Raw genomic sequence first — 24,834 nt, forward strand, 5'->3', positions numbered from 1 at the left:
ATTTCGGATTGAGTTTCGACTGGCGTCGCTCTGACGCTGGTGATTGAAAAATGCGCTGCTTCGGCAGCGCATTTTTTTGACCTGTGCTTTATGTGCTTTATGTGCCTTATCGCCCGATTGTCAGGCGAGGACGCTACGCAGTGGGCTTAGTGCGCAGATGCTTGCCCGTGCAAATGACGCACTTGCGATAGCACGGAGCCGGCTAGTTCCTTGGCTTCGATACAGGAGTGCGGGTCAGCCAGCACTTTGGCCGCGAGACTGCCGATCGCCGTGCTGGTTTGCTTGGACGTATGGTGCTGCGCGAGCGCGGAACCAGCAAGTTCCTTTTCCGCATACAAGACGCTCGGCCGCCGCAAAACGACTGCCGCCAGATGGGCAATGCGGTCGGAAGTTTCTTTTGAGTTCGTAGTATTCAACTGTTACTCCATGTTGTTTGTTGTTGATCCGGACGCACTGGAAAGCTATTAAAAAAATGTCCGGAAAATAATTATGGTTAACTAATCAAATACATTCAACAGCACTATTTCGAGATTGGTTTATGAGATGAAAAAACACGTATTTGTCTTATGCTCGCGCGATCGAAATTCGGATGCATAAAGGATTATTTGCAATCTTTAAGCCCTTTATGCGCCGAATCTTATTTCTGCGATTACGCGTTGCTGCGTGCAATAACCTCTTTGTCTTTTTATGTCCGATTCCATTCTGGTGAAGCCTACGGATCCTGTGTATCTGCTGTGGTCGATCTTGCGCGAGCAAGGTTTCGATGCCGCTGAGCGGCGTGCTCTAGAACTGGTCGCGCAAGGGGCCACGCCGCAGTTGCACGCCGACCTTTGTGCAAGCGCCGGACGTTTTGAAGCTGCGTACCACAGCGCATCGCAAGCGCAGGCTACGGACAATGGTGTGCGTCACGCCCGCGTGGCGCTCTTCGCCGATGCGCTTGGCCGCGCGGGAACCGCGCAGCGCAATAGTGAACTCGCGGTCGCCGTGCAGCCGCCGGCGGCGACGATCGAATGGACCCGTTGGTTGATCGAGCGCTGCGGTGCGCCTTCAGCCGCGGCGCACATGTTGCGCGCGTATGAGCAACACGCGCCACAAGACGCCCGGGCATCCTGGTGGCTGGCGATTGCGCTTGCAACGTTGCCGGACGCGAGCGCGCGAGCCGAGCGCCGAGCGGCGCTGCTGCGTGCCTATGCGCTCGATCCGGCAATCCACCCCGCGTTGCCGTTGCAACTGGTGTTGGCTTTCCGCGAGATTCGTGATTGGGCAACGGTCGAACGTATTTGTCGCGAGGTGCTGACGCGCGATCCCGCCGACGCCGAAATCGCGTGGCAACTGAGCCATGCGCAATGGCAGGGCAACGATGCCGCCGCGGCGGAGGCGACCATGCGCGCGGCCAATGCCGCCGCACCGGGCAATCCCCATGTGCTGGCCGCGATCGGTATGTATCTCGCCGAGCAGGCGCGTTTTGCCGACAGCGAGGCAGCACTGCATGCAGCGCTCGCTAGCGACCCATCCGCGTCGCAAGCGGCGGTCGATCTCGCCGACCTCAAATTGCGGCACGGCGACTGGCCTGGCGCGTGGCCGCATTTCGAAGCGCGTCTGACGCGCGACGACCGCGAGCCGAACAACGTCGTGAGCGTGATGGAGCGGCTGTGTCCGCGCTGGCAGGGTGAATCGCTGGCCGGCAAGACCTTGCTCGTGCACAGCGAACAGGGCAACGGCGACGATATCCAGATGGTGCGCTTCGTACCCGAGTTGGCGGCGCGCGTACGCGACGAGGGCGGCCGGCTGGTGCTCGCGGTGCGTCGGGCGTTGCAACCGCTGCTGGCGCGCTTCTACGCGAATTGCGTGTCTATCGAGGACGGACCGCTTGGCGAACCCGACTTTGGACTGCCGATCATGAGCGTGCCGTCAACGCTTGGTTTGCGGCCTGAAAACGTGCGCGGCGGCGCCTATCTGTCTGGCGAGGCAAACCGTGTCGCTGCGTGGCGCGAGCGGATTCACGCATCGAGCGGGGAGCCGGCGCGCATGCATGTCGGCCTCGTCTGGTCGGGAAGCCCGACGCACCGTCGTGACGCGAAGCGGTCGATACCGCTCGCAGCGTTGGCTCCGGTGCTCGCGTTACCGAACGTGGTGTTCTATCCGCTGACGCCGGGCCGGGACGCCGATGTGGCCGCGTTGATCGCGCAGGGCTATCGCATCCGCGATCTGACGGCGCACTATCAAGCCGGTTTCGACGATGTGGCTGCACACGTGAGCGCGCTCGACGTGGTGGTGACCATCGACAGCGCACCGTTGCATCTGGGTGGCGCGCTGGGACGCCCCGTGCTGGCCATGCTCGATCACGTCTCGCATTGGGCGTGGGGCAATGAGGAGACGCAGCCGTGGTACGACTCGGTAGAGCTATTCCGGCAGCCGCAGCCAGGCGATTGGGCACCGGTGGTCGAGCGAGTGGCTGACAGATTGCGGGCGATGCCGCTCTCGCATGAGCATGGCCTGGAGAAAGTACCGGCGCGATTGGACAGCGTGGACAGCGCACTGGTGCCCGCCCGGCTGCCTGCACATCTGGCTGCCGAATCCGCAGCACCCGCGCAAGCTGCCTTTGAACTGAACAGTGCGCACCGCTTCCGGGACGCCGCCAGGTTCGCCGCTCAGATGCTGGCTATCGACTCGCAGAACGCCGGGCTGCATCACAACGCATCGTATGCATACAACATGCTGGGCGAGTTCGATCAGATGCGGTTGCATGCCGCCGAGGCTGCCAGGCTGCTGCCCGATAACGCGCCTATTCAGTTCAATCTCGCGGCCGCACAGTTGCGTTTCGGCGACTTCGAACAGGGTTGGAAACAGTATCGCTGGCATGAAGCACTGCCGGAAAACCACGATCTGGTTCGCCCCGACTTTCCTGAGTGGCAAGGCGAGCCGGTGGCGGGGCGCAGGTTTCTGCTCGTCGGCGAGCAAGGGCTTGGCGATCAGATCCAGTTTCTCCGGCTGGCTGCGTGGTTGAATCGACAGGGTGCGCTCGTCGATGTGTGGGTTGCCGCGCCGCTGGCGGAGTTGGCACGCTGCGCAAGCGGCGTCCGCACCGTATGGGTCGAGTCACCGCCGGGACCGTATGACTTCTGGTGCCGAATGCTCAGGATGCCGGAGCATATGAAGCTGACATTGCCGATGCTTCCTTTGGCGATGCCGTATCTGAGCGCGGAGCCGGCGTTGGTGCACCGCTGGCGGCAGCAAATCGACGCCGCCGATGCCACCGATGCCACCGGTAATGCCGACCCGCTTCCCGCGCGAAAGAAGCGTGTGGGGCTGGTATGGGCGGGCAATCCCGACTACGGACTCGATCGTTATCGGTCGATCGCATTGAACCGCTGGTTGCCCATCCTCGAACAATCCGGCGTGACGTGGGTTTCGTTGCAAATCGGGCCGGCGCAGGACGAGGCGGCGGCGTTGCCGTCGGACTTCGACGTACTTCTGCCTGACCCGGAGATCGGCAATTTTTCCGATACCTTGGCTATTCTTCAATCGCTCGATCTGGTCATTACTGTCGATACATCCGTCGCTCACCTGGCCGGTGCCGCCGGGCGTCCGGTCTGGGTCCTGTTGCCCACCTGCACGGATTGGCGCTGGATGGCCGATCGCGACGACAGCCCGTGGTATCCGTCGGCGCGCCTGTTCCGGCAGCGCGAACTGGGTCGATGGGACACGGTGCTCGAGGATGTACGGACTGCGCTGCGGGAGTTCGTGACGGTCTGAACGCTGCGCGGCTCGGCAAACGTCTGACGGCGCCGCCGTTATAATCCGACACCATGTCTATCCGTTTCGATGCCGCCGACGCCCACTGGCGCGTCGCGCCCCTAGCCGGCTTTAGCGCCGCCCAGAAAGACTGGCTGACCCGCGGCGGATCGCTGACCGCGCATCTGCGCACGCTTGGCGAAGTCGCGGTGCGCGTGACGCGCGAAGCGGTCGCGTTGCCGTGGGCCGACGAACACGCCGCGCTCGGGATAACGCCGCGCGCGCCCGTGTGGGTCAGGGAAGTGGTTCTGTCGGTGAGTGGCGTGCCGTTTGTCGCCGCACACAGTGTTGTGCCGCTGGCGGCAAGCATCGGCATATGGCAGGCCATGCGCCGGCTGCGTACCCGGCCGCTCGCCGAGTTGTTGTACAGCGATAGTAGTGTCGCGCGTTCGTCGCTGGTGAACCGGAGGCTGACGGCGCGCCATCCGCTGTATCGCCTGGCTGCGCGCCAGATCGACGAAGCGCCGCCGCCGCATGCGCTGGTTGCGCGCCGTTCGGTGTTCGAGCGTCACGGCGCACCGCTGATGGTCACCGAATGCATGTTGCCCGCGCTGTGGAAGCAGCTTGCGCACCTGGCGAGTCTTGCGAATACGGCAAGTCTATCGTTTGAGCGTCATGCGGGCGCACCCGCGCCGCAGCGGACTCACGTGCGGGAGCATGGCCGGCCGCTCGAACATACGGCGTCGCGCGCTCACTGTGCGGCGCGAGGAGAGCACGGACATCTCGCCGAACGCGATGCGCACGAATCCGAACGCGCACCGGCATCAGACAGTAAGGTGAAGCGCTGATGCTGCGCGGCTTCCCTCCGGTCGTCGCGGCGGATACGCATACGCTGATTCTCGGCAGCTTTCCCGGCGAGGCGTCGCTCGCGGCGACGCAGTATTACGCGCATCCGCGTAACCAGTTCTGGCGGCTGCTCGGCTCGGTGCTCGACGAGCCGCTTACCGAGTGCGCTTATGAAGAGCGCCTCAGGCGGTTGCTGTCGCACGGCATCGGCGTATGGGATGTGCTTGCCGCCTGCGAGCGTGAAGGCAGTCTCGACGCCGCGATCCGCAACGCCAATCCCAACGATTTCGCAACGCTGCGTGCTCACGCGCCGAAGCTCGCTAAAGTCTGCTTCAACGGCAAGACGGCGGGCCGTTTTGCGCCGGTGATCGGCGAGGCCGGCTACGCCACCCTCGTATTGCCTTCGTCGAGTCCGGCGAATGCTATGCTCTCGTTCGACCAAAAATTGCGTCTCTGGCGCGACATCCTTACATGACGAAACTGATCAAGCGCGCCTCGGCTGAAGCCCGTGCTTTCCGCAACAAAGCCGCTGACGGCGACGACCACACGCCGAACAAACAGAAAGTAGTGCGCAACAAAAAGCGCGCGCTGCACGACGACGACCTGCACGACGCGCCGCAAATCGAAGCGCCGCGCAAGCCGCGCTTCGCGCCGGTCACGTTCTCGGAAGAGGGTGGCGTGCGCTTTCTGCACTTCGGTACGGAATGGGTGCAAGGCGCGATGCGTCTGCGCAAGCCGGACCACATCGAACTCGAATACGCGCAACAGATGATGGCCTGGCTGCTGTTCATCGAAACGCCCAGGCGGATCGTCCAGCTCGGTCTCGGCGCAGCCGCGCTGACCAAGTTTGCCCATCGCTTCCTGAAGCGTGCGAAGGTCGAAGCGGTCGAAGTGAACCCCGCCGTGGTGGTGGCCGCGCGCACGATGTTCGAACTGCCGCACGACGACGCACGTCTCACCGTGCACGAAATGGATGCATGGGACTTCGTCAACGACCGCGCCAACCATGGCACGATCGGCGCGCTGCAGATCGACGTCTACGATGCGACCGCGCGTGGCCCGGTGCTCGACAGCGTCGGTTTTTACCGTGCGGTACGCGCCTGTCTGACCGACGCGGGCGTGGTGACTGTCAACCTGTTCGGCGATCATCCGAGCTTCGTGCGCAACATGAAGCGCCTGAACGAGGCGTTCGATGGCCGCGTGGTCGCGCTGCCGGAAGTGCACGATGGCAACCGTATCGCGGTCGCCTTCTCCGGCCCGGCGCTCGACGTGCCGTTCGCGGCGTTGCAAACGCGCGCGAAGCTGATCGAAGCGGAGCTCGGCTTGCCGGCGCGCAAGTGGATCAAGGGTCTGCAGGAGTCGACCGGACAGAACGGCAGCTCGTTCTCGATCTGATGTGAAATTGGGGCGGGCCGGCCCGCCCCCCCCCCGCCCAACTCTGCTAAACCGCCGCCCCGCCCGCCCCAGCAGCGCATTCGCGCCTCGGGTCCTCCCTGCTTGACCTGACGTTCTCGGCTCCTATACTCTTTCGAAGCTTTCGGGGTACCCGTGGCCTACCTGCGACGGGACATCCACTACCCGTCCATACACGGGCCAACATTTCAATAATAGGGAAGAGGAGACGTCATGGCTCACGACGCCGACGCGAACAAGGCCAGCAAGCACTGGCTCTGGTTGCTGCTGTTGCCCTGGATCGCGATGATCTGGGTGCCGTCATATAACAAGGTCGAACCGCAACTGTTCGATTTCCCGTTCTTCTACTGGTATCAGCTCCTCTGGGTGCTGATCAGCGCGATCATCACGGCGCTCGTGTACTTCAAGACCAAGACCCGCTCGCGAGGCACGCCGGGCAGTTCGCAAGGGGGCGCACGATAATGAACGCCACCGCAACTTTCGTCTTCGTCCTGTTTTTCATCGGCGTCACCATTCTCGGCTTTATTGCGGCCCATTGGCGCAAGGGCGACCTCGCCCATCTGGAAGAGTGGGGCCTCGGCGGCCGGCGCTTCGGCACCATCGTCACATGGTTCCTGCTGGGCGGCGACCTGTACACCGCCTACACCTTTATCGCCGTGCCGGCGCTGGTGTTCGGTGCGGGCGCAACCGGTTTCTTCGCGCTGCCGTACACGATCCTGATCTATCCGTTCGCCTTTGTGGTGTTCCCGAAGCTGTGGAGCATCGCCAAGCGTCAGGGCTACGTGACCTCGGCGGACTTCGTCTCGGCTCGCTACGGCAGCCGCATGCTGGCGCTGGCGATTGCCGTGACCGGCATTGTCGCGACGATGCCGTACATCGCGCTGCAACTGGTCGGTATCGAAGTGGTGATCGGCGCGCTGGGTTTCGACACCAAGGGCTTCGTCGGCGATCTGCCGCTGATCATCGCGTTCGCGATCCTGGCAGCCTACACGTACACCTCGGGCCTGCGCGCGCCGGCCATGATCGCGGTGGTGAAGGACGTGCTGATCTACATCACGATCTTTGCCGCGATCATCGTGATTCCGCCGCAACTGGGCGGTTTCGGCCATATCTTCAGCGTGGTGCCGCCGGCCAAGCTGCTGCTGAAAGCGCCGGACGTGTCGAGCCTGAATGGCTACAGCGCGTACGCGACGCTTGCGGTCGGCTCGGCGCTCGCGCTGTTCCTGTACCCGCACTCGATCACCGCGGTGTTGTCGTCGAAGTCGGGTAACACGATCCGCCGCAACATGGCGATGCTGCCGGCTTACTCGCTGGTGCTCGGCCTGCTCGCGCTGCTGGGCTTCATGGCGCTGGCCTCGGGTGTGAAGGACATGCCGGAATTCGCGCCGTACTTCAAGGCGTTCGGCCCGAACTTCGCGGTGCCGGCGCTGTTCCTGCACTTCTTCCCGTCCTGGTTCGTGGGCGTGGCCTTCGCGGCGATCGGCATCGGCGCGCTGGTGCCGGCGGCGATCATGTCGATTGCAGCGGCAAACCTGTACACGCGCAACATCCATAAGGAGTTCGTGAACCGCAACATGACGCACGACCAGGAGACCAACGTCGCCAAGCTGGTGTCGCTGATCGTCAAGGTCGGCGCGGTCGCGTTCATTCTCGGGCTGCCGCTCACGTATGCGATTCAGCTTCAGTTGCTGGGCGGTATCTGGATCATCCAGACGCTGCCGGCCATCGTGCTGGGTCTCTACACGCGCGTGCTCGACTACCGCGGCCTGCTGATCGGCTGGGCGGTCGGTATCGCAACCGGCACCTGGATGGCGATTTCGCTGAAGCTGGCCGGCTCGATCTTCACGATCCACCTGTTCGGCATGGCGATCCCCGGCTATGCCGCGGTGTGGTCGCTGATCGTCAACCTGGTGGTTTCGGTGGTGGTGAGCATTCTGGTGCGCATGTTCGGCATGCAGCGCGCCGAAGACCGCACCCGTCCGGAAGACTATCTGGACGTGGTCGAAGGCTAAGTCAGCCGTTCTGTCCCGCCTGAAAAAGCAACGCCCGCAGACAAAAGTTTGCGGGCGTTTGTCTTTCCGGGGTACTCCAGGGCAGGATAGCGGAACTGCCCTTCAAAGCGTCCGTCGCGCGAGCCATGGCTTCTGCCGATTCCCCCCCCGTCATTGCCCGCCGCTCGGCCATGAGCCGGATGGTGCGCGCGATCACCTCGCCGTACTACCGCTATCGCCATGCGAAGGTGCTGCATAGCTTGCGCGTCGGTATCGCGATGCTGGTGTCGATTCTCGCGACCACCGGCATCGACATTCCCCACGGCATCTGGTCGTCGGTCACCCTGCTGGTGGTGATCGGCGGCTTGCAGCATCACGGCAATATCCGCAAGAAGGCCGCCGACCGGGCGGCGGGAACGCTGCTCGGCGCAGTGATCGGGCTGGCGCTGATCCTGTTGCAGAACCTGACCGGTTCGCTGCCGCTCACCTATGTGCTGATGTCGATCGTCGCGGCGATCTGCGCGTGGTTCGCAATCGGTTCATCGGGGTATATCGGTTTGCTGACGGCAATTACGATGTGCATCGTCGCCGGCCATGGCGACAATCTGATCGACGTCGGCCTGTGGCGCACGTTGAACGTGCTGATCGGCATTGTGATCGCGCTGGCGTTTTCGTTCGCGTTGCCGCTACACGCGACTTATTCGTGGCGTTACGGGCTCGCCGCCAATTTGCGCGCCTGCGCGCAGATTTACAGCCGCTTGCTGGAAGGGGAGACGATCAGCGAAGACGAGCAGGTCAAACGCTTTCTCGAGATCAACAAACGGCTGGTTCAACTGCGCTCGCTGATGCCTTCGGTGGCGAAAGAGATCGACGTGCCGCAGTCCAAACTCGACGAAATCCAGCGGCTGCATCGCTCGGTGCTCAGTTCGCTGGAATTGCTGGCGACCGGCCCGCTGATGCGCGCAGATGCCGTGGCTCGCGCTGCGTATGCGCGGCAGTGCGGCGTCGAGGTGCACGCCGTGCGCGGCATGCTGCTGGCGATGGCGCGCGGTCTGCGTTTTGGCCGCGCGACGCACTTCGGCATCCCGGCCGCTTCACCGCTCACCGAGGTGTGCAGCGGCGCGGCGTTGGACTTGCCGCCCGACCTGCAAGGGCCGTATTGGCTCGGGCAACGGCTTGCCGAACAGGTGGACCGGCTGCGCGCCTTGCTGCTGGAGACCGAGCCGAACTGGAACATCGAGCGGCATTCGCGGTTTTTGCAGAAAGCCTAGAGCGCTGCGGTCAGGCTCGCGTGCCCTTTGCCAATCCGCCACCGCCGCGGCGGCCGTCGGACCCGCCGCTCACGATGCCTGCTCTTCCGGGACGCCCACCATCCAGCCGAGACCGAAGCGGTCCACCACCATCCCGAACCTTTTGCTCCAGAAGGTGGGCTGCAGCGGCATCATCACCTGTCCGCCATCGGCGAGCGCGTTGAAGCATTTTTCGGCCGAGGCGTCGTCGTCGACCGTTAGCGACAGACTGAAACCGTTCATCGAGCCTGCGTTGGGGTCGCACCGGCCGTCGGACGCCATCCAGACCGTCGAGCCAAGCTTGATGGCCGCGTGCATGATCTTGTCCCCTGTGCCGGGAGGTATCTGGGCCTGGGCCTCAGGCGGCGCCTCCTTGTAGCGCATCTGGAACGTGACTTCGGCGCCGAGTTTCTCGCTGTAATACTTGAGCGCTTCTTCACACCGGCCGTTGAAAAAAACGTAAGGCTGAACGTACATGATCGTCTCCCGGATTAGGGTCAGCGGCGCCGCGTTCCTTCGGCAAATGACCGCGAGGGAGTGGGCGTGCAGACGATTGTAGTCGTCCGTTGCGGCAGCAATTGTGACTTTATTACGTAGGGAGGAGGCGTAAAGGGCTGCGGCGCGGGACCTGCTTCGGACCGGCACACGCAGCCGTAAACGCCACGCGGCCCCGAACCGGAAGGCTCAGGGCCGCGCGTACTCAGGCGATGAAGGCGAAGCTTAACGCAGCGCTTCGATCAGCTTCTCCAGCTTGACGGCGTCCGCCGCGAACGCGCGGATGCCTTCAGCGAGCTTTTCGGTCGCCATGGCCTCGTCGTTGACGAGGAAACGGAACGACGCTTCGTCGACAGGCACGCGTTCGATGTCCGCGCCCGACGCAAGTTCAGGCGACAGCTTGCGTTCGACCTTCTCCGTGCTGTCCTGCAGCTTTTGCAACAGATCCGGGCTGATCGTCAGCAGATCGCAACCGGCCAGTTCCAGAATCTGGCCCGTGGTGCGGAAGCTCGCGCCCATCACCTCGGTCTTGTAGCCGAACTTCTTGTAGTACGCGTAAATGCGGCGCACCGATTGGACGCCCGGGTCGTTGGCGCCGCCGTCTTTCGCTTCGTCCCATGCGCTGCCGGCGTTCTTCTTGTACCAGTCGTAGATGCGGCCGACGAATGGCGAGATCAGTTGCGCGCCCGCTTCGGCGCAAGCGGCGGCTTGGGCCAGCGAGAACAGCAGGGTCATGTTGCAGTGGATGCCTTCCTTCTGCAGCACTTCGGCCGCGCGGACGCCTTCCCACGTGGAAGCCAGCTTGATCAGCACGCGTTCGCGGCCGATTCCGTGGTCTTTGTACAGGGCGATCAGCTCACGGCCCTTGGCGATCGACGCCTGGGTGTCGAACGACAGGCGCGCGTCCACCTCAGTCGACACCCGGCCCGGGATGATCTTGAGAATTTCGGTGCCGAACGCGATCAGCAACTGGTCGATGATCGCGCCGACCGGTTTCGACGCGTGAGCTTTCACGGTCTTTTCGAGCAGCGGCTTGTAGTCGTCTTTCTGGACGGCCTTCAGAATCAGCGACGGATTGGTCGTCGCGTCCTGCGGCTTGTACTGCGCAAGCTGCTGGAAGTCGCCGGTATCGGCCACGACGGTGGTGTATTGCTTGAGTTGGTCGAGTGCGGTTGTCATGTTCAGGCCTTCATGGCGCGCGTGCGCCGTGGTTCAGGAGAAATGAGGTCGCCACCGGACGAAAAATAAAACAGCGCCGGTGGCCGCGGGTCACGCTGCAGCGTCCGCCCGCCATGTTGCCGGGAAACGCTGCCGGATGCTTCTATTCTATGGCGGATCGCCTGATGCAGTATTGACACTTGGCGGCGCCGATCCGTTCACAAGGATTTGGCCGACGGTTTTGGGAGGGCGATTCAACTGCGCCGGAGGTTCAGCACCAGTTGCGTCAGCACGCCTGCCACCAGCCCCCAGAACGCCGAGCCGACCGACAGCAGCGTCAGGCCCGAGGCCGTCACCATGAACGTCACCAGCGCCGCCTCCCGCTGCTTCGTATCCTGCATTGCGTTGGCAAGGCCGCTCATGATCGAGCCGAACAGCGCCAGCGCCGCGACCGAGACCACCAGCGCCTTGGGCAAGGCCGCGAACAGTGCGGCGATGGTGGCGCCAAAAATCCCGGCGATCAGATAGAAAATGCCGCACCAGAGCGCCGCGGTGTAACGCTTGTTGCGGTTTTCGTGCGCTTCGGGGCCGGTACAGATCGCCGCCGTGATAGCCGCAAGATTGATGCCGTGCGAGCCAAACGGCGCGAGCAGCAGCGAGGCGATGCCAGTTGTCGCAATCAGCGGCGCGGAAGGCGTGGTGTAGCCGTCCGCGCGCAGCACCGCGATCCCCGGCACGTTCTGCGAGGCCGTCGCGACAATGAAGAGCGGGATGCCGATGCTGATACTCGCCGCGACTGAAAATACCGGCATCGTGAACACCGGGTGGGCGAGCGCGACGTGAAAGCGGCTGAAGTCGAGCAGCCCCAGCGCCCCGGCGGCGAGCGTGCCGACGATCAGCGTCGTCACGATCGCATAGCGCGGCGCGAAGCGTTTGACGATCAGGTAGGTGAAGAACATCGTCAGCACAAGCGCGGGTTGGAACTGCGCGGCGCGGAAAATCTCGATTCCGATCTCGAACAGAATGCCCGCCAGCAAAGCCGAGGCGATGCCGGCCGGGATTTTCTTCATCAGCGTGTCGAACCATCCGGTCAGGCCGACCACCGTCAGCAACACCGCGCAGACGATGAACGCGCCGATTGCCTCCGGGTAGGCCACATGCGGTAGCGACGACACCAGCAGCGCCGCGCCGGGCGTCGACCAGGCGATCACGATCGGCGCGCGAAAACGCAGCGACAGGCCGATCGTGCAGACGGCCATGCCGATCGACAGCGCCCAGATCCACGACGAAATCTGCGCGTCGGTGAGATGCGCGGCCTGGCCTGCCTGAAACATCAGCACGAGCGCGCTGGTATAGCCCGTCATCATCGCGACGAAGCCGGCAACGACGGCGGACAGCGACATATCGCCAAACGGTTTGAGCGGCCCGGCGAGGGCGTCGGCAGGGGACAAATCGGGCGCTGAAGACGGATTCATGCTGAAACTTTCTTATAGTTGGGACAAAAACGCGGTCTGATTATTTGCTCAATACGCGCATTGCCGTTTCGAGCCCGGCGAGAGTGAGCGGGTACATGCGATGGCCTAGCACTTCGCGGATCGCGCTGACCGACTGCCGGTAGGCCCACAAACCTTCCGGCTCCGGATTGAGCCACGCGTAGTGCGGGAAATGATCGGCGAGGCGGCGCAGCCAGACGGCGCCGGCTTCGGCGTTGTTGTACTCGACCGAGCCGCCCGGTTGCAACACTTCATAGGGGCTCATGGTCGCGTCGCCGACAAAGATCAGCTTGTAGTCGGGCGTGAACTTGTGTAGCAGGTCCCACGTCGGCATGCGCTCGGCGTGGCGGCGGCGATTGTTCTTCCACAGGAAATCGTACACACAGTTGTGGAAGTAATAGAACTCGAGATGCTTGAATTCTGCCTTGGCGGCGGAAAAGAGCTCTTCGGTGCGTTTGATGTGATCGTCCATCGAGCCGCCCACGTCGAGCAGCATCAACACTTTGACCTTGTTGTGCCGCTCCGGGACCATCTTCAGGTCGAGCCAGCCGGCGTTCGCGGCGGTGCTGCGGATCGTGTCGGGCAGATCGAGTTCTTCGGCGGCGCCTTCGCGGGCGAAGCGGCGCAGGCGGCGCAACGCGATCTTGATGTTGCGCGTGCCGATTTCGACCTGGTCGTCGTAGTCCCGATAGGCGCGCGCTTCCCACACTTTCACCGCCGTGCGGTTGCCCGCCGCGTCGCCGCCGATGCGTACGCCTTCAGGGTTGTAGCCGCCGTTGCCGAACGGCGAGGTGCCGCCCGTGCCGATCCATTTGTTGCCGCCTTCGTGGCGCTCTTTCTGCTCGTCGAACAGCTCCTTGAGGCGCTCCATCAGCTTGTCGAGGCCGCCCATCGCTTCGATCTGCGCTTTTTCCTCGGGCGACAGATCGCGTTGCAGCTTCTTCTTGAGCCAGTCGAGCGGGACGTCGAAGGCAAGCTCCGAGGCCTTCGCGACGCCGTTGAAATAGGCGCCGAACGCCTGGTCGAACTTGTCGAAATACTGCTCGTCCTTGACCAGCGTGATGCGCGCGAGATAGTAGAACTCGTCGAGCGACGGCGCGATCACATTGGCTTTGAGCGCTTCGAGCAGCGTCAGGTATTCCTTGACCGACACCGGCAGTCTGGCGGCGCGCAGCGAGTAGAAGAAGTCGATCAGCATGCTGTGTCCTCGGCGGCGGATGTGCGGCGCGGCGCCTTTATCAACGGGTATTCGCGGTCATCCAGCGGTCAATTAGCGGTTGTTGCGGTTCATGAAGATGAGCCGCTCGAACAGGCTCACGTCCTGTTCGTTCTTCAGAAGCGCGCCGTGCAGCGGCGGGATGATCTGCTTCTGGTCCGACGAGCGCAGCGCTTCGGGCGGAATATCCTCGGCGAGCAGCAGCTTCAGCCAGTCGAGCAGTTCCGAAGTGGACGGTTTCTTCTTCAGACCGGCGACGTTGCGCAACTCGAAGAAGCTCTGCATGGCCGCGGCGAGCAGTTCCTTCTTGATGCCGGGGTAGTGCACCTCGACGATCTGCTGCATCGTGACCGGGTCGGGGAATTTGATGTAATGGAAAAAGCAGCGGCGCAGGAACGCGTCGGGCAGCTCCTTCTCGTTGTTCGAAGTGATGATCACGAGCGGGCGCTGTTTGGCGCGGATCAGCTCGTGGGTCTCGTACACGTAGAACTCCATGCGGTCGAGTTCGCGCAGCAGGTCGTTCGGGAATTCGATGTCGGCCTTGTCGATTTCGTCGATCAGCAGCACCGTTTGCTCGTCCGATTCGAACGCCTGCCACAGCACGCCCTTGACGATGTAGTTGCGGATGTCCTTGACGCGCTCGTCGCCGAGTTGCGAATCGCGCAGACGCGAAACCGCGTCGTACTCGTACAGGCCTTGCTGGGCCTTGGTGGTGGACTTGATATGCCACTGCAGCAGCGGCATGCCGAGCGCGGCGGCGACCTCTTCGGCGAGCATGGTTTTGCCGGTGCCGGGTTCGCCCTTGATCAGCAACGGGCGCTTGAGCGTCATCGCGGCGTTGACCGCGAGCTTGAGGTCGTCGGTGGCGACGTACTGCGATGAGCCTTCAAAACGCATGGCGAGATGCTCTTTTTTGGGAAAAAACCCAGTATAAGTCAGAAGGCCTGTTGCGCTGAAACAGGCTCGCGTATGGTTTCACCCGCGGTGTCGGACGTCGAAGCGAGCGCCCGCTGGGCTCGCGAACGACCCGCGTTTACCCGTAATGTCGGGTTCGCCCGGCGCGCCCGGTGGCTGACCGTGCCGGGTGGCGGGGCAGCTTGGGCGAGACTGGCCGGATCGCGGCGGTCGGCAGCGAGGCCGCGCGGATCGGGCGCGGCGGAGCAGAAAAGGCGTTAGCCGTGGCTTTGCGGCGCCCGGATGCGCCGCCGGCCCTGCCCGGTGGACGTTCGGCGCGACGTCGCGGTACAATTAGCCCGATTTTTTTGGCCTGCGTGGCTACCCATAAGAATAACGGCGCGGGCCGTTGCCTTTTCGGGCGCCCGTTTCCCCTCAAGCCAGGTTACATGCTATGAATAAATTCGTTGGCAAACATGTCGTGATCGCAGCGCTGTCGGTGCTCGCGGGCTATGCGGCCAGTGCGCAGGCAGCGGATGTCGTCGGCAACGCGAAGGCGGGCCAAGGCAAGGTCGCGATGTGTATTGGTTGCCACGGCATTCCTGAATACCGCACGGCTTACCCTGAGGTCTACCGCGTGCCCATGCTCGGCGGCCAGAATCAGGCGTACCTCGAGAACGCCATGCATGGCTACAAGAAGGGCGACCGCCACTTTGAAACGATGCACGCGATCACCGCGTCGCTTTCGGATCAGGACATCGCCGACATCGCTGCCTACTACGCAGCGCAAAATGGCTCTTCGAAAAACAATCCCGACAAGTGATCGGCGGCGCTGATCCATCCGGTCACTCGGCTATTTATATTCGCGGGATAGGAGAATTCATGAATAAGCCCCAACAGGCACTCCACACGGTGTTCAAGGCTGCATGCGCGTCGGCGGCAGTTATCGGTCTGGTTGCAGCGAACGTCGCGTACGCCGCTGACGCCGGCAACGGCAAGGTGCTGGCGGACAGCCACAACTGCGCGGCTTGCCACGGCGTCAACCTGAACAAGCCGGTGAGCCCGGAGTATCCGAAGCTCGCCGGGCAGCACGCCGATTACGTCTACTGGGCGCTGCGCCAGTACCAGATGGGCAACGGCAACCCGCACCTCGGTCGCAACAATCCAATCATGCAGGCGCAAGTGCAGAGCCTGTCGCAAAGCGACATGAAAGACATCGCGGCCTACGTCGAATCGCTGAACGGCGATCTGGTGCAGAAGAAGTAACAGCGTCGCGCTGTTTTTGCGTCGCGTGCAGATTGAACGACACCCCGCTTCGGCGGGGTGTTTGCTTTTGAGGCCGAAGTTGGGTCATGGTGGAGGCGGCCGGCTTGCTGACCGCTGAGCCCGCCCACGCGCTTCAGTCCCGCGTGGCGCGTCGCTCGATACGCTGCAAATAGGCGTCTGTGTCCGGCGGGGTGCCGGTGCGCTGTGCTTCCCAGATGGTTTCGCCGAGACAGTCCATGATCGCGTGCTGCGCCTCGTGGGTCGAGCCGAGGCGGGCGGCGAGCCGCTCGTGCGCGGCGCGGATGCCCGGCGGCTGGTCGATCGACAGTTGCTCGCTGATCGCCAGATGCATCGACAGGTGCAGGAACGGGTTGGTCTGGCCGCGTTCGGGCGAATAGTCCTGAGCCTGGGCCGCTTCCGTATGGGTCAGATCGGCGTGAAATTCCGGATGCTCGATGATCCAGTCGGCAGCGATGGCTTCGAGCGGCGTCAGAATCTCGCCTTGACGCTGTTTGCGCCACGTGTCGGTAAAAAATTGACGGACTTCGTCGCGGCTGGGATTGAACATCGTAGGAACGTGCGGTTAAGGTACGGCTGGGTGTGGGGCGCGTCAGGCTTGCGTGCAGGGCGCTATTTTACGCCGTGGCCACTTGGCTTGCTGGCGGCGCGCCGCCCTCAAAGATCCGGCGGCGGCGTTTTGGGCCGGAATTCGCACAGCGGCTCGATCACGCAATGCCAGCATTCGGGCCGGCGCGCTTTGCACACATAGCGGCCGTGCAGAATCAGCCAATGGTGGGCATCCTGCTTGAACTCGGCGGGCGTGAATTTCTCCAGCGCCGCTTCGACCGCGCGCACGTCTTTGCCGGGCGCGAGTCCGGTTCGATTCGCAACCCGAAAGATGTGTGTATCGACGGCGATGGTTGGATGACCGAATGCCGTATTCAGAATCACGTTCGCCGTTTTGCGACCGACCCCCGGCAAGCTTTCGAGCGCCTCGCGATCTTCCGGCACTTCGCCGCCGTACCGGTCGAGCAAAATGCGGCAGGTCGCGATCACATTCTTCGCCTTGGTCCGGTACAGGCCAATCGTCTTGATGTAGCCGGCCACCCCTTCTTCGCCGAGATCGAATACCTTCTGCGGCGTGTTCGCGACCGGGAACATCTTGCGCATCGCCTTGTTCACCGAGACGTCGGTGGCCTGCGCCGATAGCAGGACGGCGATCAGCAGTTCGAACGGAGTGGTGTACTCGAGCTCGGTCGTCGGATGCGGGTTGAGACTCTGAAGCGTCTCGTAGATGGCGCGGCGTTTGTTCGCGTTCATGCGCGGCGTACGGGTAGAGGTGAGGGTTAGCGCTTCGCTGGCGGAGTCGCGGTGTTACCGGCGGTGTTCTCCGCGGTGTTCTCCGCCGCGAGTCCGAGACGGCGGCGGCGTGCTTCGGCGGCGTCGATCTGCGCCTGCACGTCGGCGCTGACGCGCTCCGTATTTTGCGGACCCAGACCCTTGGCAGCCAACTCTTCTTTCTTTTGGCGCGCCCGTTCGAGCGCCGCCTGGATGATCGCGCGTTTTTTCGCGTCGGCGTCTTCAACGGTGGGTGCCGTGGGCGTTGCGGTGGCGCCGGTTTGCATGACCTGAGCCGGTGCGCCACCGACGGCTCGCCGCGCTGCAGCACGCGCTTCGGCCGCTTCGCGCTCGCGCGCGAGACGAGCTTCACGCCGGTTGTGGCGCTCGCGCGCGGCGTCGGCCTGCGCCTCGCTCCATGCGTCCCAGCCGGTTGCGTCACCGGTGACCGGCGGCATTGCGATGCAATCGACCGGGCAGGGAGGCACGCACAGGTCGCAACCGGTGCAGAGTTCGGCGATTACCGTGTGCATCTGTTTCGGTGCGCCAACTATTGCATCGACCGGACAGGCCTGCATGCACAGCGTGCAGCCGATGCAAACCTGTTCGTCGATAACCGCCAACGGACGCGGCCGTTCGACGCCGTTGGCGGAATTGAGCGGAATCACCGGTTGGCCAAGCAAGGCGGCAAGGCGGGCGACGCCCTCGGCGCCCCCCGGCGGGCACTGGTTGTAGCTGGCTTCGCCCTTGGCGACGGCCTCGGCATACGGACGGCATGCCGGATAGCCGCACTTGGTGCATTGCGTTTGGGGGAGCAGATCCTCAATGCGGTCTGCGAGTGTTTTGGAGTTGATCACGGTCACAACGTTGGTGCTTGCCTTGCGGCCGCGGGGCTTGAACTAAATAGCACATTATCGCCGATTTCCCCAATTGCCATCCGCAATCCATGTGCCATAATCGAAGCGCTTTTTCGAAAGACCGCATAAGGGTGTTCCCCCAACCAGCCCGTTCAGTGCTGTCGGTGCAAGGCCCGAGGAGAGGCCGGCGGCGCGATCCGGATAACGCGGCTCACGAAGACGATGCCACCATGAATCAGCCGAAAATCAAAAGAGATCCTGAAGGCACGCGGCGCCGCATTCTGCTTGCGGCGGCCGAAGAGTTTGCAAACGGAGGGTTGTTCGGCGCGCGAGTCGATCAGATCGCCCGCCGTGCGGAAACGAATGAACGCATGCTCTATTACTACTTCGGTAGCAAGGAGCAGCTTTTCACCGCGGTACTCGAGCACGCATTCAGCGCGCTCAATGAAGCAGAACGAACGCTCGAACTGAACGGTGTCGCACCGGTCGAGGCGGTGACACGTCTCGCGCATTTTGTTTGGGATTACTACCGCGATCATCCTGAGTTGCTGCGTCTCGTGAATAACGAGAATCTGCATGAGGCACGCTACATGCAGAAATCGACGCGCATCCGCGAAATGATTTCGCCTATCGTCGCCACGCTCGGCAGCATTCTTGAGCGGGGTCAACGCGCGGGGCTGTTTCGCACCAACGTCGATCCGTTGCGCTTTTACGTGACGCTGTCCGGCATGGGTTATTACATCGTGTCGAACCGCTTTACGCTCGAAGCAACGCTCGGTCGTGATTTCAGCAGTGCGAGCGAACGCAGTGAAGTGATTCAGATGAACACGGAGTTGCTGCTGGCGTATCTGTTGCGCAAGTAAGCCAAACTGCGGCTTAGCCTGAACGGCATAAGGCGCTGCATAAGAAATGCCAGAAACAACAACGGCCTCTGAAAAGAGGCCGTTGTTTATCTTCGTGCGTGCGCTGCTCAGGCTTCGACTTTTTCCTTCGCTACCTTCGGCGCCTTGTTGTGCTCGAGGATGAAGTCGCGCAACTGCGGATAGATGATGGTGCGCCAGCGGCGGCCCGAGAAAATGCCGTAGTGGCCGCATTTTTCCGCGGTGAAGTGACGCTTGTTCGCCTCTGGAATACCGCTGCACAGGCCTTGTGCAGCGAACGTCTGACCGTCGCCGGAAATATCGTCCAGCTCGCCTTCGATCGTGAAGAGCGCGGTCTTCGTGATGTCCTGCGGACGCACCCGTTCGCCCGCGACGTCCCACGTGCCTTCGGCCAGACGGAATTCCTGGAACACCACGCGGATCGTGTCGAGGTAATAGTCCGCATCCATGTCGAGCACCGCGTTGTACTCGTCGTAGAAACGGCGATGGGCTTCCGCATCGTCTTCGTCGCCGCGCAACAGGCTCTGGTAATAGTCCCAGTGCGAGGCCGCGTGCCGCTCCGGATTCATCGCGACGAAACCGGTGTGTTGCAGGAAGCCCGGGTAAACCTTGCGGCCCACCCCCGGATAGTTCGGCGGCACCGTGAAGATCACGTTGTTTTCGAACCATTCGTACGAGTGCTGGGTGGCGAGCGAGTTGACCGAGGTCGGGCTCTTACGCGCGTCGATCGGGCCGCCCATCATGGTCATGGTGCGCGGCGTGTCTTCGCCGCGGCTCGCCATCAGCGAGATGGCGGCGAGCACCGGGACGGTAGGCTGGCAGACCGAGATCACGTGCAGATTCTTCGCGCCGATGTGGCGGATGAATTCCTGGATATAAGCGACGTAATCGTCGAGATGAAACTCGCCTTCTTCGAGCGGCACCATGCGTGCGTCGATCCAGTCGGTCAGGTAGACCTTGTGGTCTTGCAGCAACGTGCGCACGGTATCGCGCAGCAGCGTGGCGTGGTGGCCTGACAACGGCGCGCACACCAGCACGACAGGCTCATCTTTCAATTGGGTAACAGCGTCGCTGTCGTCCGCGAAGCGCTTGAAGCGCATCAGGCGGCAAAACGGTTTCTCGATGATCGTTTGTTCGATGATCGGAATGTTGTGACCGTCTTTGACAATCTGATGAAGGTTGAACTCAGGCTTTTCGTAATCTTTGCCAAGCCGATAGAGCAGTTCGTATCCGGCGGAGAGGCGGGTGGCGCCGGGCACATAGGCCAATGGGCTGGCGGGATTCGCGAACGATTTCGACGCGGCCTGAGCCCAGGCGGTGAGGGGGCTCAACATCGCCCGCTGGAATTCGTGCAGTTGGTAGAGCATGGGTGCTCCGTTTAAGCGGTTCGCATGGGGCTTGGCAAACACGCATGTGGCGTTGCGGCAGGCCGTACTGGTTGTGGGCACATTGATTTTCGGCCGACAGTCTGCTCGATCATACTGAACAAAGCGTACTTGTGCAATGCAGCAATTTGTGTGCGGGCTGCGCACAAACTGTCATTGAATCATGGTACTGGCGATGCTGCCGCGCCGCTATCGGGGGTTGCCGCAGCCTCAAGTTCTGCTGCCATGCTGCCGATATGCGACGGCTGTCCGGTTGCCTGCGCCATTTCCTGTTCGTGCTTCATCAGGTTCAGGCCGGTGTGGACCAGCGCGACGTGCGAAAACGCCTGCGGGAAGTTGCCGACCAGACGCTTCGCAGCGGGATCGTACTCTTCCGCGAGCAGACCGACGTCATTGCAGAGCGCGAGCAGCCGTTCGTACATCGCGATGGCCTCGTCCATGCGGCCTTGCAAGGCCAGGTTGTCCACCATCCAGAACGAGCAGGCGAGGAACGTGCCTTCGCCCGGCGGCAGGCCGTCGTCGAATTCCGTGGTGCGGTAGCGCATCACGAAGCCGTCGTGCATCAGATCCTTTTCGATCGCGGCCACCGTACCTTTGATGCGCGGATCCTCAGGCCGGAGGAAGCCGACCAGTGGCATCAACAGGACGCTCGCGTCGAGCTGGTCGCTGCCGTAAGACTGCGAGAACGCGTTGAGCGCCGGATTCCATGCCTTTGCGCAGACTTCCGCGTGAATGGTCGCGCGGGTGGCGCGCCATTCATCTAGCGGGCCTTCGAGCTTGAACATTTCGGCCGAGCGGATGGCGCGGTCGTAAGCGACCCACGCCATCACCTTCGAGAAGGTGAAGTGCTGACGGCCGCCGCGCGTTTCCCAGATACCTTCGTCCGGCTCCTGCCAGATCGTGTCGAGATGGCCGAGCAATGCGCGCTGCACGTTCCATGCAGTGTCGTCCGCCTGCAGGCCGCCAACGCGCGCGAGATGCAGTGCGTTCATCACTTCGCCGTAAACATCGAGCTGACGCTGCCCGACCGCGTTGTTGCCGATCCTCACCGGTTTGGCATCCTGATAGCCCGGCAACCAGTCGATTTCGAATTCGGGCAGGCGCCGCTCGCCGGCAATGCCGTACATGATCTGCAACTGATCGGGCGCGCCGGCCATCACGCGGCCGAGCCAGCTGCGCCATGCGCGGGCTTCGTCGTAGTAGCCGCCGCGCATCATCGCGAGCAGCGTGATGGTGGCGTCGCGCAGCCAGCAATAACGGTAGTCCCAGTTGCGCGTGCCGCCCAACTGCTCCGGAAGCGACGTGGTGGGCGCGGCAACGATCCCACCGGTCGGCTCGTAGGCGAGCGCCTTCAGCGTAATCAGCGAGCGGCGGATGGGTTCGGCCCATCTGCCTTCCACCGTGCTGCGGGCCGACCATTCGAGCCAATGGTTCTCGGTGCGGGCGAGCGACGTGTGCGGATCGCGGCTCGGCGGAATGCGCAGATGCGAGGCCGCATAGGCCAGCGAAAACGGCACGCGCTCGCCTTCGCTCACGGTGAATTCCGCGACGGTTTTCATGTTCTCGCCGCGTAGTTCGACCGGCGTGCGCAGCACCGCGGTGTCGGGTCCGACGATCGCCTTGATGCCGCTGTCGTGCTTCAGGCGATCGACCCACGGAATCGAAAAGCCATAGTCGAAGCGCAGCACCAGTTCCATTTGCATGCGTACCGTGCCGCGTTTGCCGACCACGATCCGCACCATCTCCGACCAGCCGTTGCCCGGCGGCATGAAATCGATCAGCGTGACCGCACCCTCGGCTGTTTCGAAGTCGGTTTCGAGGATGAGCGTTTCGCCCCGATAACGGCGCGTGATCGTGGGCGGCGTATCCGAGACGGGTGAAATCAGCCAGCGGCCATTGTCGGGGGTGCCGAGCAGGGCGGCGAAGCAGGCGCCGGAGTCGAAGCGCGGCCAGCATAGCCAGTCGACGGATCCCTCCCGGGAGACGAGCGCGGCCGTGTGGCCGTCGCCGATGAGCGCGTAGTCTTCAATAAGTGCGGGCATGGGGCAACGTGTCAGTTTTACGCGCGGCGGGTCGCCGTGCGTGGGGTCGGTTTGCAAGCGTTATTTTTTACCGGACTCGCGCAATGCGTTTTGGTTCAGCTCGCAATGCGGCAAAACGCGGGTTGGTAATTGTCAAATCACTGCCTACAATCATTTTTCATGCCGACGCGCGGAGCTCTCCGGATCATGCCTCGGCCTTGTCCATGACGTATGCCGATACCGTCTTCGAGGACCCAAGCGATGCTGAACCCGTCGAAATCCGATTGCATCACGATTCTCACCGCCGCCAGCGAACTGGCCGACGATTCGTTGCTGCCGCTCGAACACAGTCGGCTGGGCCTGAGCCGCAATGGCATGCTGGCCGCGGCGCACTTTCTGATCGAACGGGCCTGCTTCCGCCGCTATCAGGAAGGTGACGGACATTATGCCGTCGGTGGATTGTCGTTGCAGGGAAGGTTGCGTCTCGACCAGCTTTCGAACGGCTGAGCGTCCGCTGCACGAGTTTGGGCCGAGCGAGCGGCTGTCTTGCCTCCGGCTCGCCGCGGGTCGAGGGAATCTGCCGCGCGCGGATTGCTTTGCCAAACCGCTTTGTCGCGCCGCTTCATCGCGCCGATTGTTGCGCTGCCGCAGCCGTCAGTCCACCTGCCACGCATGCCACCGTCCAAGCCGGTTCCGGTCCGTGCGAGGCGTTGCCGGGCCGGCACCGCACCCGGTTTTGCCTCTTCGTGAGTCCTTGCGCGTCCTTGTGGGTCTTTGATCTTGCCGACCGTCCGGCTGACTGCGCTCGTCTAGAAGTGCGACGAGCCCACGCCGAAAATCCCAATGATGCCGATGATGATCAGGTAGAGCGCAACGATGAAATTCAACAGGCGCGGCATGACGAGGATCAGAATGCCGGCGATCAACGAAACAAGCGGGCCCAGGCTGAGTGTGACGTTCATGAAAGCTCCGTAGTGTGATAGGGGTGAGATTCACTGCATGATCCGACGCAACGCTTTTATACTTGCCTCGATAAAAATATTCGACCCATTGCGCGGCAGACCAGAGACACCGTTACAACCGAATCCACCAGATAACCGATGTCCAGGAGGTCCTATGCTTCGTCGTCACCGTGCCGTGATGCAGGCCGTTTCAAGCTCTTCTTTGCCTTCTGCTCAATCCACCTCATGGCGCGGCGCCCGGTCAGGTCCCTTGCGCTCCGCCCGCTCGATAATAAAAGGTTTCGTGCTCATGGTCTCGATTGTTGCTTCGCATGCGTTTGCGCAAGATTCTGGCCCGGTCCCCGCCGACGGCGTGTATGACATGCTGATCGGCACTTACACCGGCGGCAAGAGCGAGGGACTGTACGTCTATCGCTTCGACACGAAGACAGGCGAAGCGACGCGCGTGTCGGTCGCGCAGACCGTCAATCCGTCGTATCTCGTGGTCACTCCTGACCGGCGCTTCGTCTATGCGGTCAACGAGTTGCCCGGCGACAACGGGCCGGCTACGCAGCGCGGCGGCATCAGCGCGTTTCGCTTCGACGCCGCGAGCGGCCAGTTGACCTTTCTCAACAAGGTTTCGTCGGACGGCAATGATCCGTGCTATCTGAAGCTGTCGCCGGACGGCAAATATCTGCTGACCGCGAACTACTCGGTGGCGGCCGATCCGGGCGGCAGTTTCGCGGTGTTTCCGTTGCAGGCGGATGGCCAGGTCGGCGCGTCGGTGCTCACGGTACATCATGAAGGCGGCGGTCCGGTAAAAGGACGTCAGGACAACTCGCACGTTCACTCCACCGTGTTCTCACCGGACGGTCACTACCTGTTCGCGCAGGATCTGGGCGCCGACAAGCTGTATTCGTATCGTTACACGCCGGACGGCAGCCGCGGCCTGTTCGGTCCGACCGAATGGCGCTACACCCAGGAGAAAGCCGGCACGGGTCCGCGCCATCTGGTGTTCGGCGCGGACGGCAAGCATGCCTATCTGACGAGCGAACTGGCCGGCACCGTCAGCACCTTCAACTACGACGACGGCAGGCTCACCCAGGTGCAAACCATCCCGCTCGCCGAGCCCGGCTTCAAGGGCGCGGTGGGCGCCGCGGCGATTCATCTTTCGCCGGACGGGCGCTTCCTGTATGCCACCAATCGCGGCGATGCGAACGATATCGTGATCTTCTCCGTCGATCCGGCCAATGGTCATCTGAAGAAGATCGGCCGCCAGTCGAGCCTCGGCAAGTCGCCGCGCGAATTCGCGATCGATCCGACCGGCAACTGGCTGATCGTCGGCAATCAGAACAGCGATACGGTAGTGGTGTTCAGGCGCGATCCGCAGACCGGTTTGCTCGAAGCGAACCCGAAGCAGTTCGAACTGGGTTCGCCGGTGGACTTCAAGCTGGTGTCGCCGTCGTGAGTGTCGGTCGTGCGCGCGGCATGAACGGGTGTCGGCATTCGTGTGCCGCATGACATGAACGTGCTGGCCGTATAAGACAACGGGCCGCTCGGTGAACTGAGCGGCCCGTTTTTTCGGCTGGTTCGGATTGGCGCTTGCCGGTTTTAC

24 protein-coding genes are annotated in these 24,834 nt (G+C 62.7%); 12 read left to right on the top strand and 12 right to left on the bottom strand.

The window, feature by feature from the left end; all coding sequences use genetic code 11:
* Window positions 1-146: 146 nt before the first annotated feature.
* Window positions 147-416 carry an FHA domain-containing protein gene (locus AC57B6_RS04835; RefSeq protein WP_028196852.1) on the bottom strand — a complete coding sequence of 90 codons (270 nt, stop codon included), beginning with the start codon at window positions 414-416 and terminating at the stop codon, window positions 147-149.
* Between the two features lie 271 nt (window positions 417-687).
* Between AC57B6_RS04835 and AC57B6_RS04840 the strand changes: the two genes are divergently transcribed.
* The 7 genes from AC57B6_RS04840 (at window position 688) to AC57B6_RS04870 (ending at window position 9,256) form a co-directional block, all read left to right on the top strand.
* The gene (locus AC57B6_RS04840; RefSeq protein WP_496420773.1) at window positions 688-3,756 is read left to right on the top strand and encodes a glycosyltransferase family 9 protein; all 3,069 of its coding nucleotides are present in this window, start codon (window positions 688-690) and stop codon (window positions 3,754-3,756) included.
* A gap of 53 nt (window positions 3,757-3,809) precedes the next feature.
* A complete protein-coding gene (locus AC57B6_RS04845; protein WP_496420774.1) occupies window positions 3,810-4,583 on the top strand; it encodes a chorismate--pyruvate lyase family protein in 774 nt (257 codons plus the stop codon).
* Window positions 4,583-5,056, top strand: coding sequence for a DNA-deoxyinosine glycosylase (locus AC57B6_RS04850; protein ID WP_028196853.1), 474 nt, complete (start codon window positions 4,583-4,585; stop codon window positions 5,054-5,056). Before AC57B6_RS04845 ends, AC57B6_RS04850 begins: the two co-directional genes overlap by 1 nt.
* Window positions 5,053-5,976: a class I SAM-dependent methyltransferase gene (locus AC57B6_RS04855; protein WP_028196854.1), complete on the top strand. Its 924-nt coding sequence runs from the start codon at window positions 5,053-5,055 to the stop codon at window positions 5,974-5,976. Before AC57B6_RS04850 ends, AC57B6_RS04855 begins: the two co-directional genes overlap by 4 nt.
* A 231-nt stretch (window positions 5,977-6,207) precedes the next feature.
* Window positions 6,208-6,456 (top strand): DUF3311 domain-containing protein, encoded by a 249-nt coding sequence (locus tag AC57B6_RS04860; RefSeq protein WP_028196855.1) that lies wholly within the window; start codon window positions 6,208-6,210, stop codon window positions 6,454-6,456.
* A complete protein-coding gene (gene mctP / locus AC57B6_RS04865) occupies window positions 6,456-8,006 on the top strand; it encodes a monocarboxylate uptake permease MctP (RefSeq protein WP_028196856.1) in 1,551 nt (516 codons plus the stop codon). The genes AC57B6_RS04860 and mctP overlap by 1 nt, the downstream gene beginning before the upstream one ends.
* Before the next feature lie 125 nt (window positions 8,007-8,131).
* Window positions 8,132-9,256: an FUSC family protein gene (locus AC57B6_RS04870; protein ID WP_030103161.1), complete on the top strand. Its 1,125-nt coding sequence runs from the start codon at window positions 8,132-8,134 to the stop codon at window positions 9,254-9,256.
* 69 nt (window positions 9,257-9,325) lie between these two features.
* Here AC57B6_RS04870 and AC57B6_RS04875 read toward each other — a convergent pair whose 3' ends face one another.
* From AC57B6_RS04875 to AC57B6_RS04895, 5 genes are all read right to left on the bottom strand, one after another.
* Window positions 9,326-9,751, bottom strand: coding sequence for a VOC family protein (locus AC57B6_RS04875; RefSeq protein ID WP_028196858.1), 426 nt, complete (start codon window positions 9,749-9,751; stop codon window positions 9,326-9,328).
* A 243-nt stretch (window positions 9,752-9,994) separates the two neighbouring features.
* Window positions 9,995-10,948: a transaldolase gene (gene tal, locus AC57B6_RS04880; RefSeq protein ID WP_496420775.1), complete on the bottom strand. Its 954-nt coding sequence runs from the start codon at window positions 10,946-10,948 to the stop codon at window positions 9,995-9,997.
* A 233-nt stretch (window positions 10,949-11,181) separates the two neighbouring features.
* Window positions 11,182-12,402, bottom strand: a complete 1,221-nt coding sequence (locus AC57B6_RS04885; protein ID WP_496420776.1) for a benzoate/H(+) symporter BenE family transporter — start codon at window positions 12,400-12,402, stop codon at window positions 11,182-11,184.
* A 40-nt stretch (window positions 12,403-12,442) separates the two neighbouring features.
* The gene (locus AC57B6_RS04890; protein WP_028196860.1) at window positions 12,443-13,618 is read right to left on the bottom strand and encodes a vWA domain-containing protein; all 1,176 of its coding nucleotides are present in this window, start codon (window positions 13,616-13,618) and stop codon (window positions 12,443-12,445) included.
* A gap of 72 nt (window positions 13,619-13,690) precedes the next feature.
* Window positions 13,691-14,533, bottom strand: coding sequence for an AAA family ATPase (locus tag AC57B6_RS04895; RefSeq protein ID WP_012432267.1), 843 nt, complete (start codon window positions 14,531-14,533; stop codon window positions 13,691-13,693).
* Between the two features lie 451 nt (window positions 14,534-14,984).
* Here AC57B6_RS04895 and AC57B6_RS04900 point away from each other — a divergent pair, with 451 nt between their 5' ends.
* Window positions 14,985-15,353 carry a c-type cytochrome gene (locus AC57B6_RS04900; RefSeq protein WP_028196861.1) on the top strand — a complete coding sequence of 123 codons (369 nt, stop codon included), beginning with the start codon at window positions 14,985-14,987 and terminating at the stop codon, window positions 15,351-15,353.
* A 59-nt stretch (window positions 15,354-15,412) separates the two neighbouring features.
* The gene (locus AC57B6_RS04905) at window positions 15,413-15,796 is read left to right on the top strand and encodes a c-type cytochrome (protein WP_028196862.1); all 384 of its coding nucleotides are present in this window, start codon (window positions 15,413-15,415) and stop codon (window positions 15,794-15,796) included.
* Window positions 15,797-15,929: 133 nt separating this feature from the next.
* Here the strand turns inward: AC57B6_RS04905 and AC57B6_RS04910 are convergent, their stop codons facing one another.
* The 3 genes from AC57B6_RS04910 to rsxB form a co-directional block, all read right to left on the bottom strand.
* Window positions 15,930-16,364 (bottom strand): DUF1841 family protein, encoded by a 435-nt coding sequence (locus AC57B6_RS04910; protein ID WP_106352809.1) that lies wholly within the window; start codon window positions 16,362-16,364, stop codon window positions 15,930-15,932.
* A gap of 107 nt (window positions 16,365-16,471) precedes the next feature.
* The gene (gene nth, locus AC57B6_RS04915) at window positions 16,472-17,116 is read right to left on the bottom strand and encodes an endonuclease III (protein WP_491565013.1); all 645 of its coding nucleotides are present in this window, start codon (window positions 17,114-17,116) and stop codon (window positions 16,472-16,474) included.
* A 26-nt stretch (window positions 17,117-17,142) separates the two neighbouring features.
* Window positions 17,143-17,991: an electron transport complex subunit RsxB gene (rsxB, locus tag AC57B6_RS04920; RefSeq protein WP_496420777.1), complete on the bottom strand. Its 849-nt coding sequence runs from the start codon at window positions 17,989-17,991 to the stop codon at window positions 17,143-17,145.
* 230 nt (window positions 17,992-18,221) lie between these two features.
* Here rsxB and AC57B6_RS04925 point away from each other — a divergent pair, with 230 nt between their 5' ends.
* Window positions 18,222-18,854, top strand: a complete 633-nt coding sequence (locus tag AC57B6_RS04925; protein ID WP_028196866.1) for a TetR/AcrR family transcriptional regulator — start codon at window positions 18,222-18,224, stop codon at window positions 18,852-18,854.
* A 107-nt stretch (window positions 18,855-18,961) separates the two neighbouring features.
* On the opposite strand, the gene AC57B6_RS04930 is transcribed toward AC57B6_RS04925, so the two are convergent.
* Both AC57B6_RS04930 and AC57B6_RS04935 read right to left on the bottom strand, forming a co-directional pair.
* On the bottom strand, window positions 18,962-20,239 hold the full coding sequence (locus AC57B6_RS04930) for a polyhydroxyalkanoate depolymerase (protein ID WP_028196867.1): 1,278 nt from the start codon (window positions 20,237-20,239) through the stop codon (window positions 18,962-18,964).
* A gap of 179 nt (window positions 20,240-20,418) precedes the next feature.
* A complete protein-coding gene (locus AC57B6_RS04935; protein ID WP_046566227.1) occupies window positions 20,419-22,299 on the bottom strand; it encodes a glycoside hydrolase family 15 protein in 1,881 nt (626 codons plus the stop codon).
* Between the two features lie 240 nt (window positions 22,300-22,539).
* On the opposite strand from AC57B6_RS04935, the gene AC57B6_RS04940 reads away from it, so the two are divergent.
* Window positions 22,540-22,785, top strand: coding sequence for a hypothetical protein (locus AC57B6_RS04940; protein WP_046566224.1), 246 nt, complete (start codon window positions 22,540-22,542; stop codon window positions 22,783-22,785).
* Between the two features lie 302 nt (window positions 22,786-23,087).
* Here the strand turns inward: AC57B6_RS04940 and AC57B6_RS04945 are convergent, their stop codons facing one another.
* Entirely contained in the window at window positions 23,088-23,240 is a 153-nt protein-coding gene (locus tag AC57B6_RS04945) for a DUF3096 domain-containing protein (protein WP_081833067.1), read from the bottom strand.
* Between the two features lie 154 nt (window positions 23,241-23,394).
* Between AC57B6_RS04945 and AC57B6_RS04950 the strand changes: the two genes are divergently transcribed.
* Entirely contained in the window at window positions 23,395-24,687 is a 1,293-nt protein-coding gene (locus tag AC57B6_RS04950) for a lactonase family protein (protein WP_030103154.1), read from the top strand.
* Window positions 24,688-24,834 lie beyond the last annotated feature (147 nt).

The sequence above is a fragment of the Paraburkholderia sp. BGA-UO-ETr-F12 genome, assembly GCF_059567945.1.

What these genes read in the sequence shown, in the direction of transcription:
- AC57B6_RS04890 (WP_028196860.1), bottom strand. Translation starts at nt 13,618, where the DNA reads ATGCTGATCGACTTCTTCTACTCGCTGCGCGCCGCCAGACTGCCGGTG.
- AC57B6_RS04950 (WP_030103154.1), top strand. Translation starts at nt 23,395, where the DNA reads ATGCTTCGTCGTCACCGTGCCGTGATGCAGGCCGTTTCAAGCTCTTCT.
- AC57B6_RS04905 (WP_028196862.1), top strand. Translation starts at nt 15,413, where the DNA reads ATGAATAAGCCCCAACAGGCACTCCACACGGTGTTCAAGGCTGCATGC.
- AC57B6_RS04875 (WP_028196858.1), bottom strand. Translation starts at nt 9,751, where the DNA reads ATGTACGTTCAGCCTTACGTTTTTTTCAACGGCCGGTGTGAAGAAGCG.
- AC57B6_RS04930 (WP_028196867.1), bottom strand. Translation starts at nt 20,239, where the DNA reads ATGCTCTACCAACTGCACGAATTCCAGCGGGCGATGTTGAGCCCCCTC.
- AC57B6_RS04935 (WP_046566227.1), bottom strand. Translation starts at nt 22,299, where the DNA reads ATGCCCGCACTTATTGAAGACTACGCGCTCATCGGCGACGGCCACACG.
- tal (WP_496420775.1), bottom strand. Translation starts at nt 10,948, where the DNA reads ATGACAACCGCACTCGACCAACTCAAGCAATACACCACCGTCGTGGCC.
- nth (WP_491565013.1), bottom strand. Translation starts at nt 17,116, where the DNA reads ATGAACGCGAACAAACGCCGCGCCATCTACGAGACGCTTCAGAGTCTC.
- AC57B6_RS04895 (WP_012432267.1), bottom strand. Translation starts at nt 14,533, where the DNA reads ATGCGTTTTGAAGGCTCATCGCAGTACGTCGCCACCGACGACCTCAAG.
- mctP (WP_028196856.1), top strand. Translation starts at nt 6,456, where the DNA reads ATGAACGCCACCGCAACTTTCGTCTTCGTCCTGTTTTTCATCGGCGTC.
- AC57B6_RS04855 (WP_028196854.1), top strand. Translation starts at nt 5,053, where the DNA reads ATGACGAAACTGATCAAGCGCGCCTCGGCTGAAGCCCGTGCTTTCCGC.
- AC57B6_RS04940 (WP_046566224.1), top strand. Translation starts at nt 22,540, where the DNA reads ATGCTGAACCCGTCGAAATCCGATTGCATCACGATTCTCACCGCCGCC.
- AC57B6_RS04885 (WP_496420776.1), bottom strand. Translation starts at nt 12,402, where the DNA reads ATGAATCCGTCTTCAGCGCCCGATTTGTCCCCTGCCGACGCCCTCGCC.
- AC57B6_RS04925 (WP_028196866.1), top strand. Translation starts at nt 18,222, where the DNA reads ATGAATCAGCCGAAAATCAAAAGAGATCCTGAAGGCACGCGGCGCCGC.
- AC57B6_RS04870 (WP_030103161.1), top strand. Translation starts at nt 8,132, where the DNA reads ATGGCTTCTGCCGATTCCCCCCCCGTCATTGCCCGCCGCTCGGCCATG.
- AC57B6_RS04900 (WP_028196861.1), top strand. Translation starts at nt 14,985, where the DNA reads ATGAATAAATTCGTTGGCAAACATGTCGTGATCGCAGCGCTGTCGGTG.
- AC57B6_RS04860 (WP_028196855.1), top strand. Translation starts at nt 6,208, where the DNA reads ATGGCTCACGACGCCGACGCGAACAAGGCCAGCAAGCACTGGCTCTGG.
- AC57B6_RS04840 (WP_496420773.1), top strand. Translation starts at nt 688, where the DNA reads ATGTCCGATTCCATTCTGGTGAAGCCTACGGATCCTGTGTATCTGCTG.
- AC57B6_RS04945 (WP_081833067.1), bottom strand. Translation starts at nt 23,240, where the DNA reads ATGAACGTCACACTCAGCCTGGGCCCGCTTGTTTCGTTGATCGCCGGC.
- AC57B6_RS04845 (WP_496420774.1), top strand. Translation starts at nt 3,810, where the DNA reads ATGTCTATCCGTTTCGATGCCGCCGACGCCCACTGGCGCGTCGCGCCC.
- AC57B6_RS04910 (WP_106352809.1), bottom strand. Translation starts at nt 16,364, where the DNA reads ATGTTCAATCCCAGCCGCGACGAAGTCCGTCAATTTTTTACCGACACG.
- AC57B6_RS04850 (WP_028196853.1), top strand. Translation starts at nt 4,583, where the DNA reads ATGCTGCGCGGCTTCCCTCCGGTCGTCGCGGCGGATACGCATACGCTG.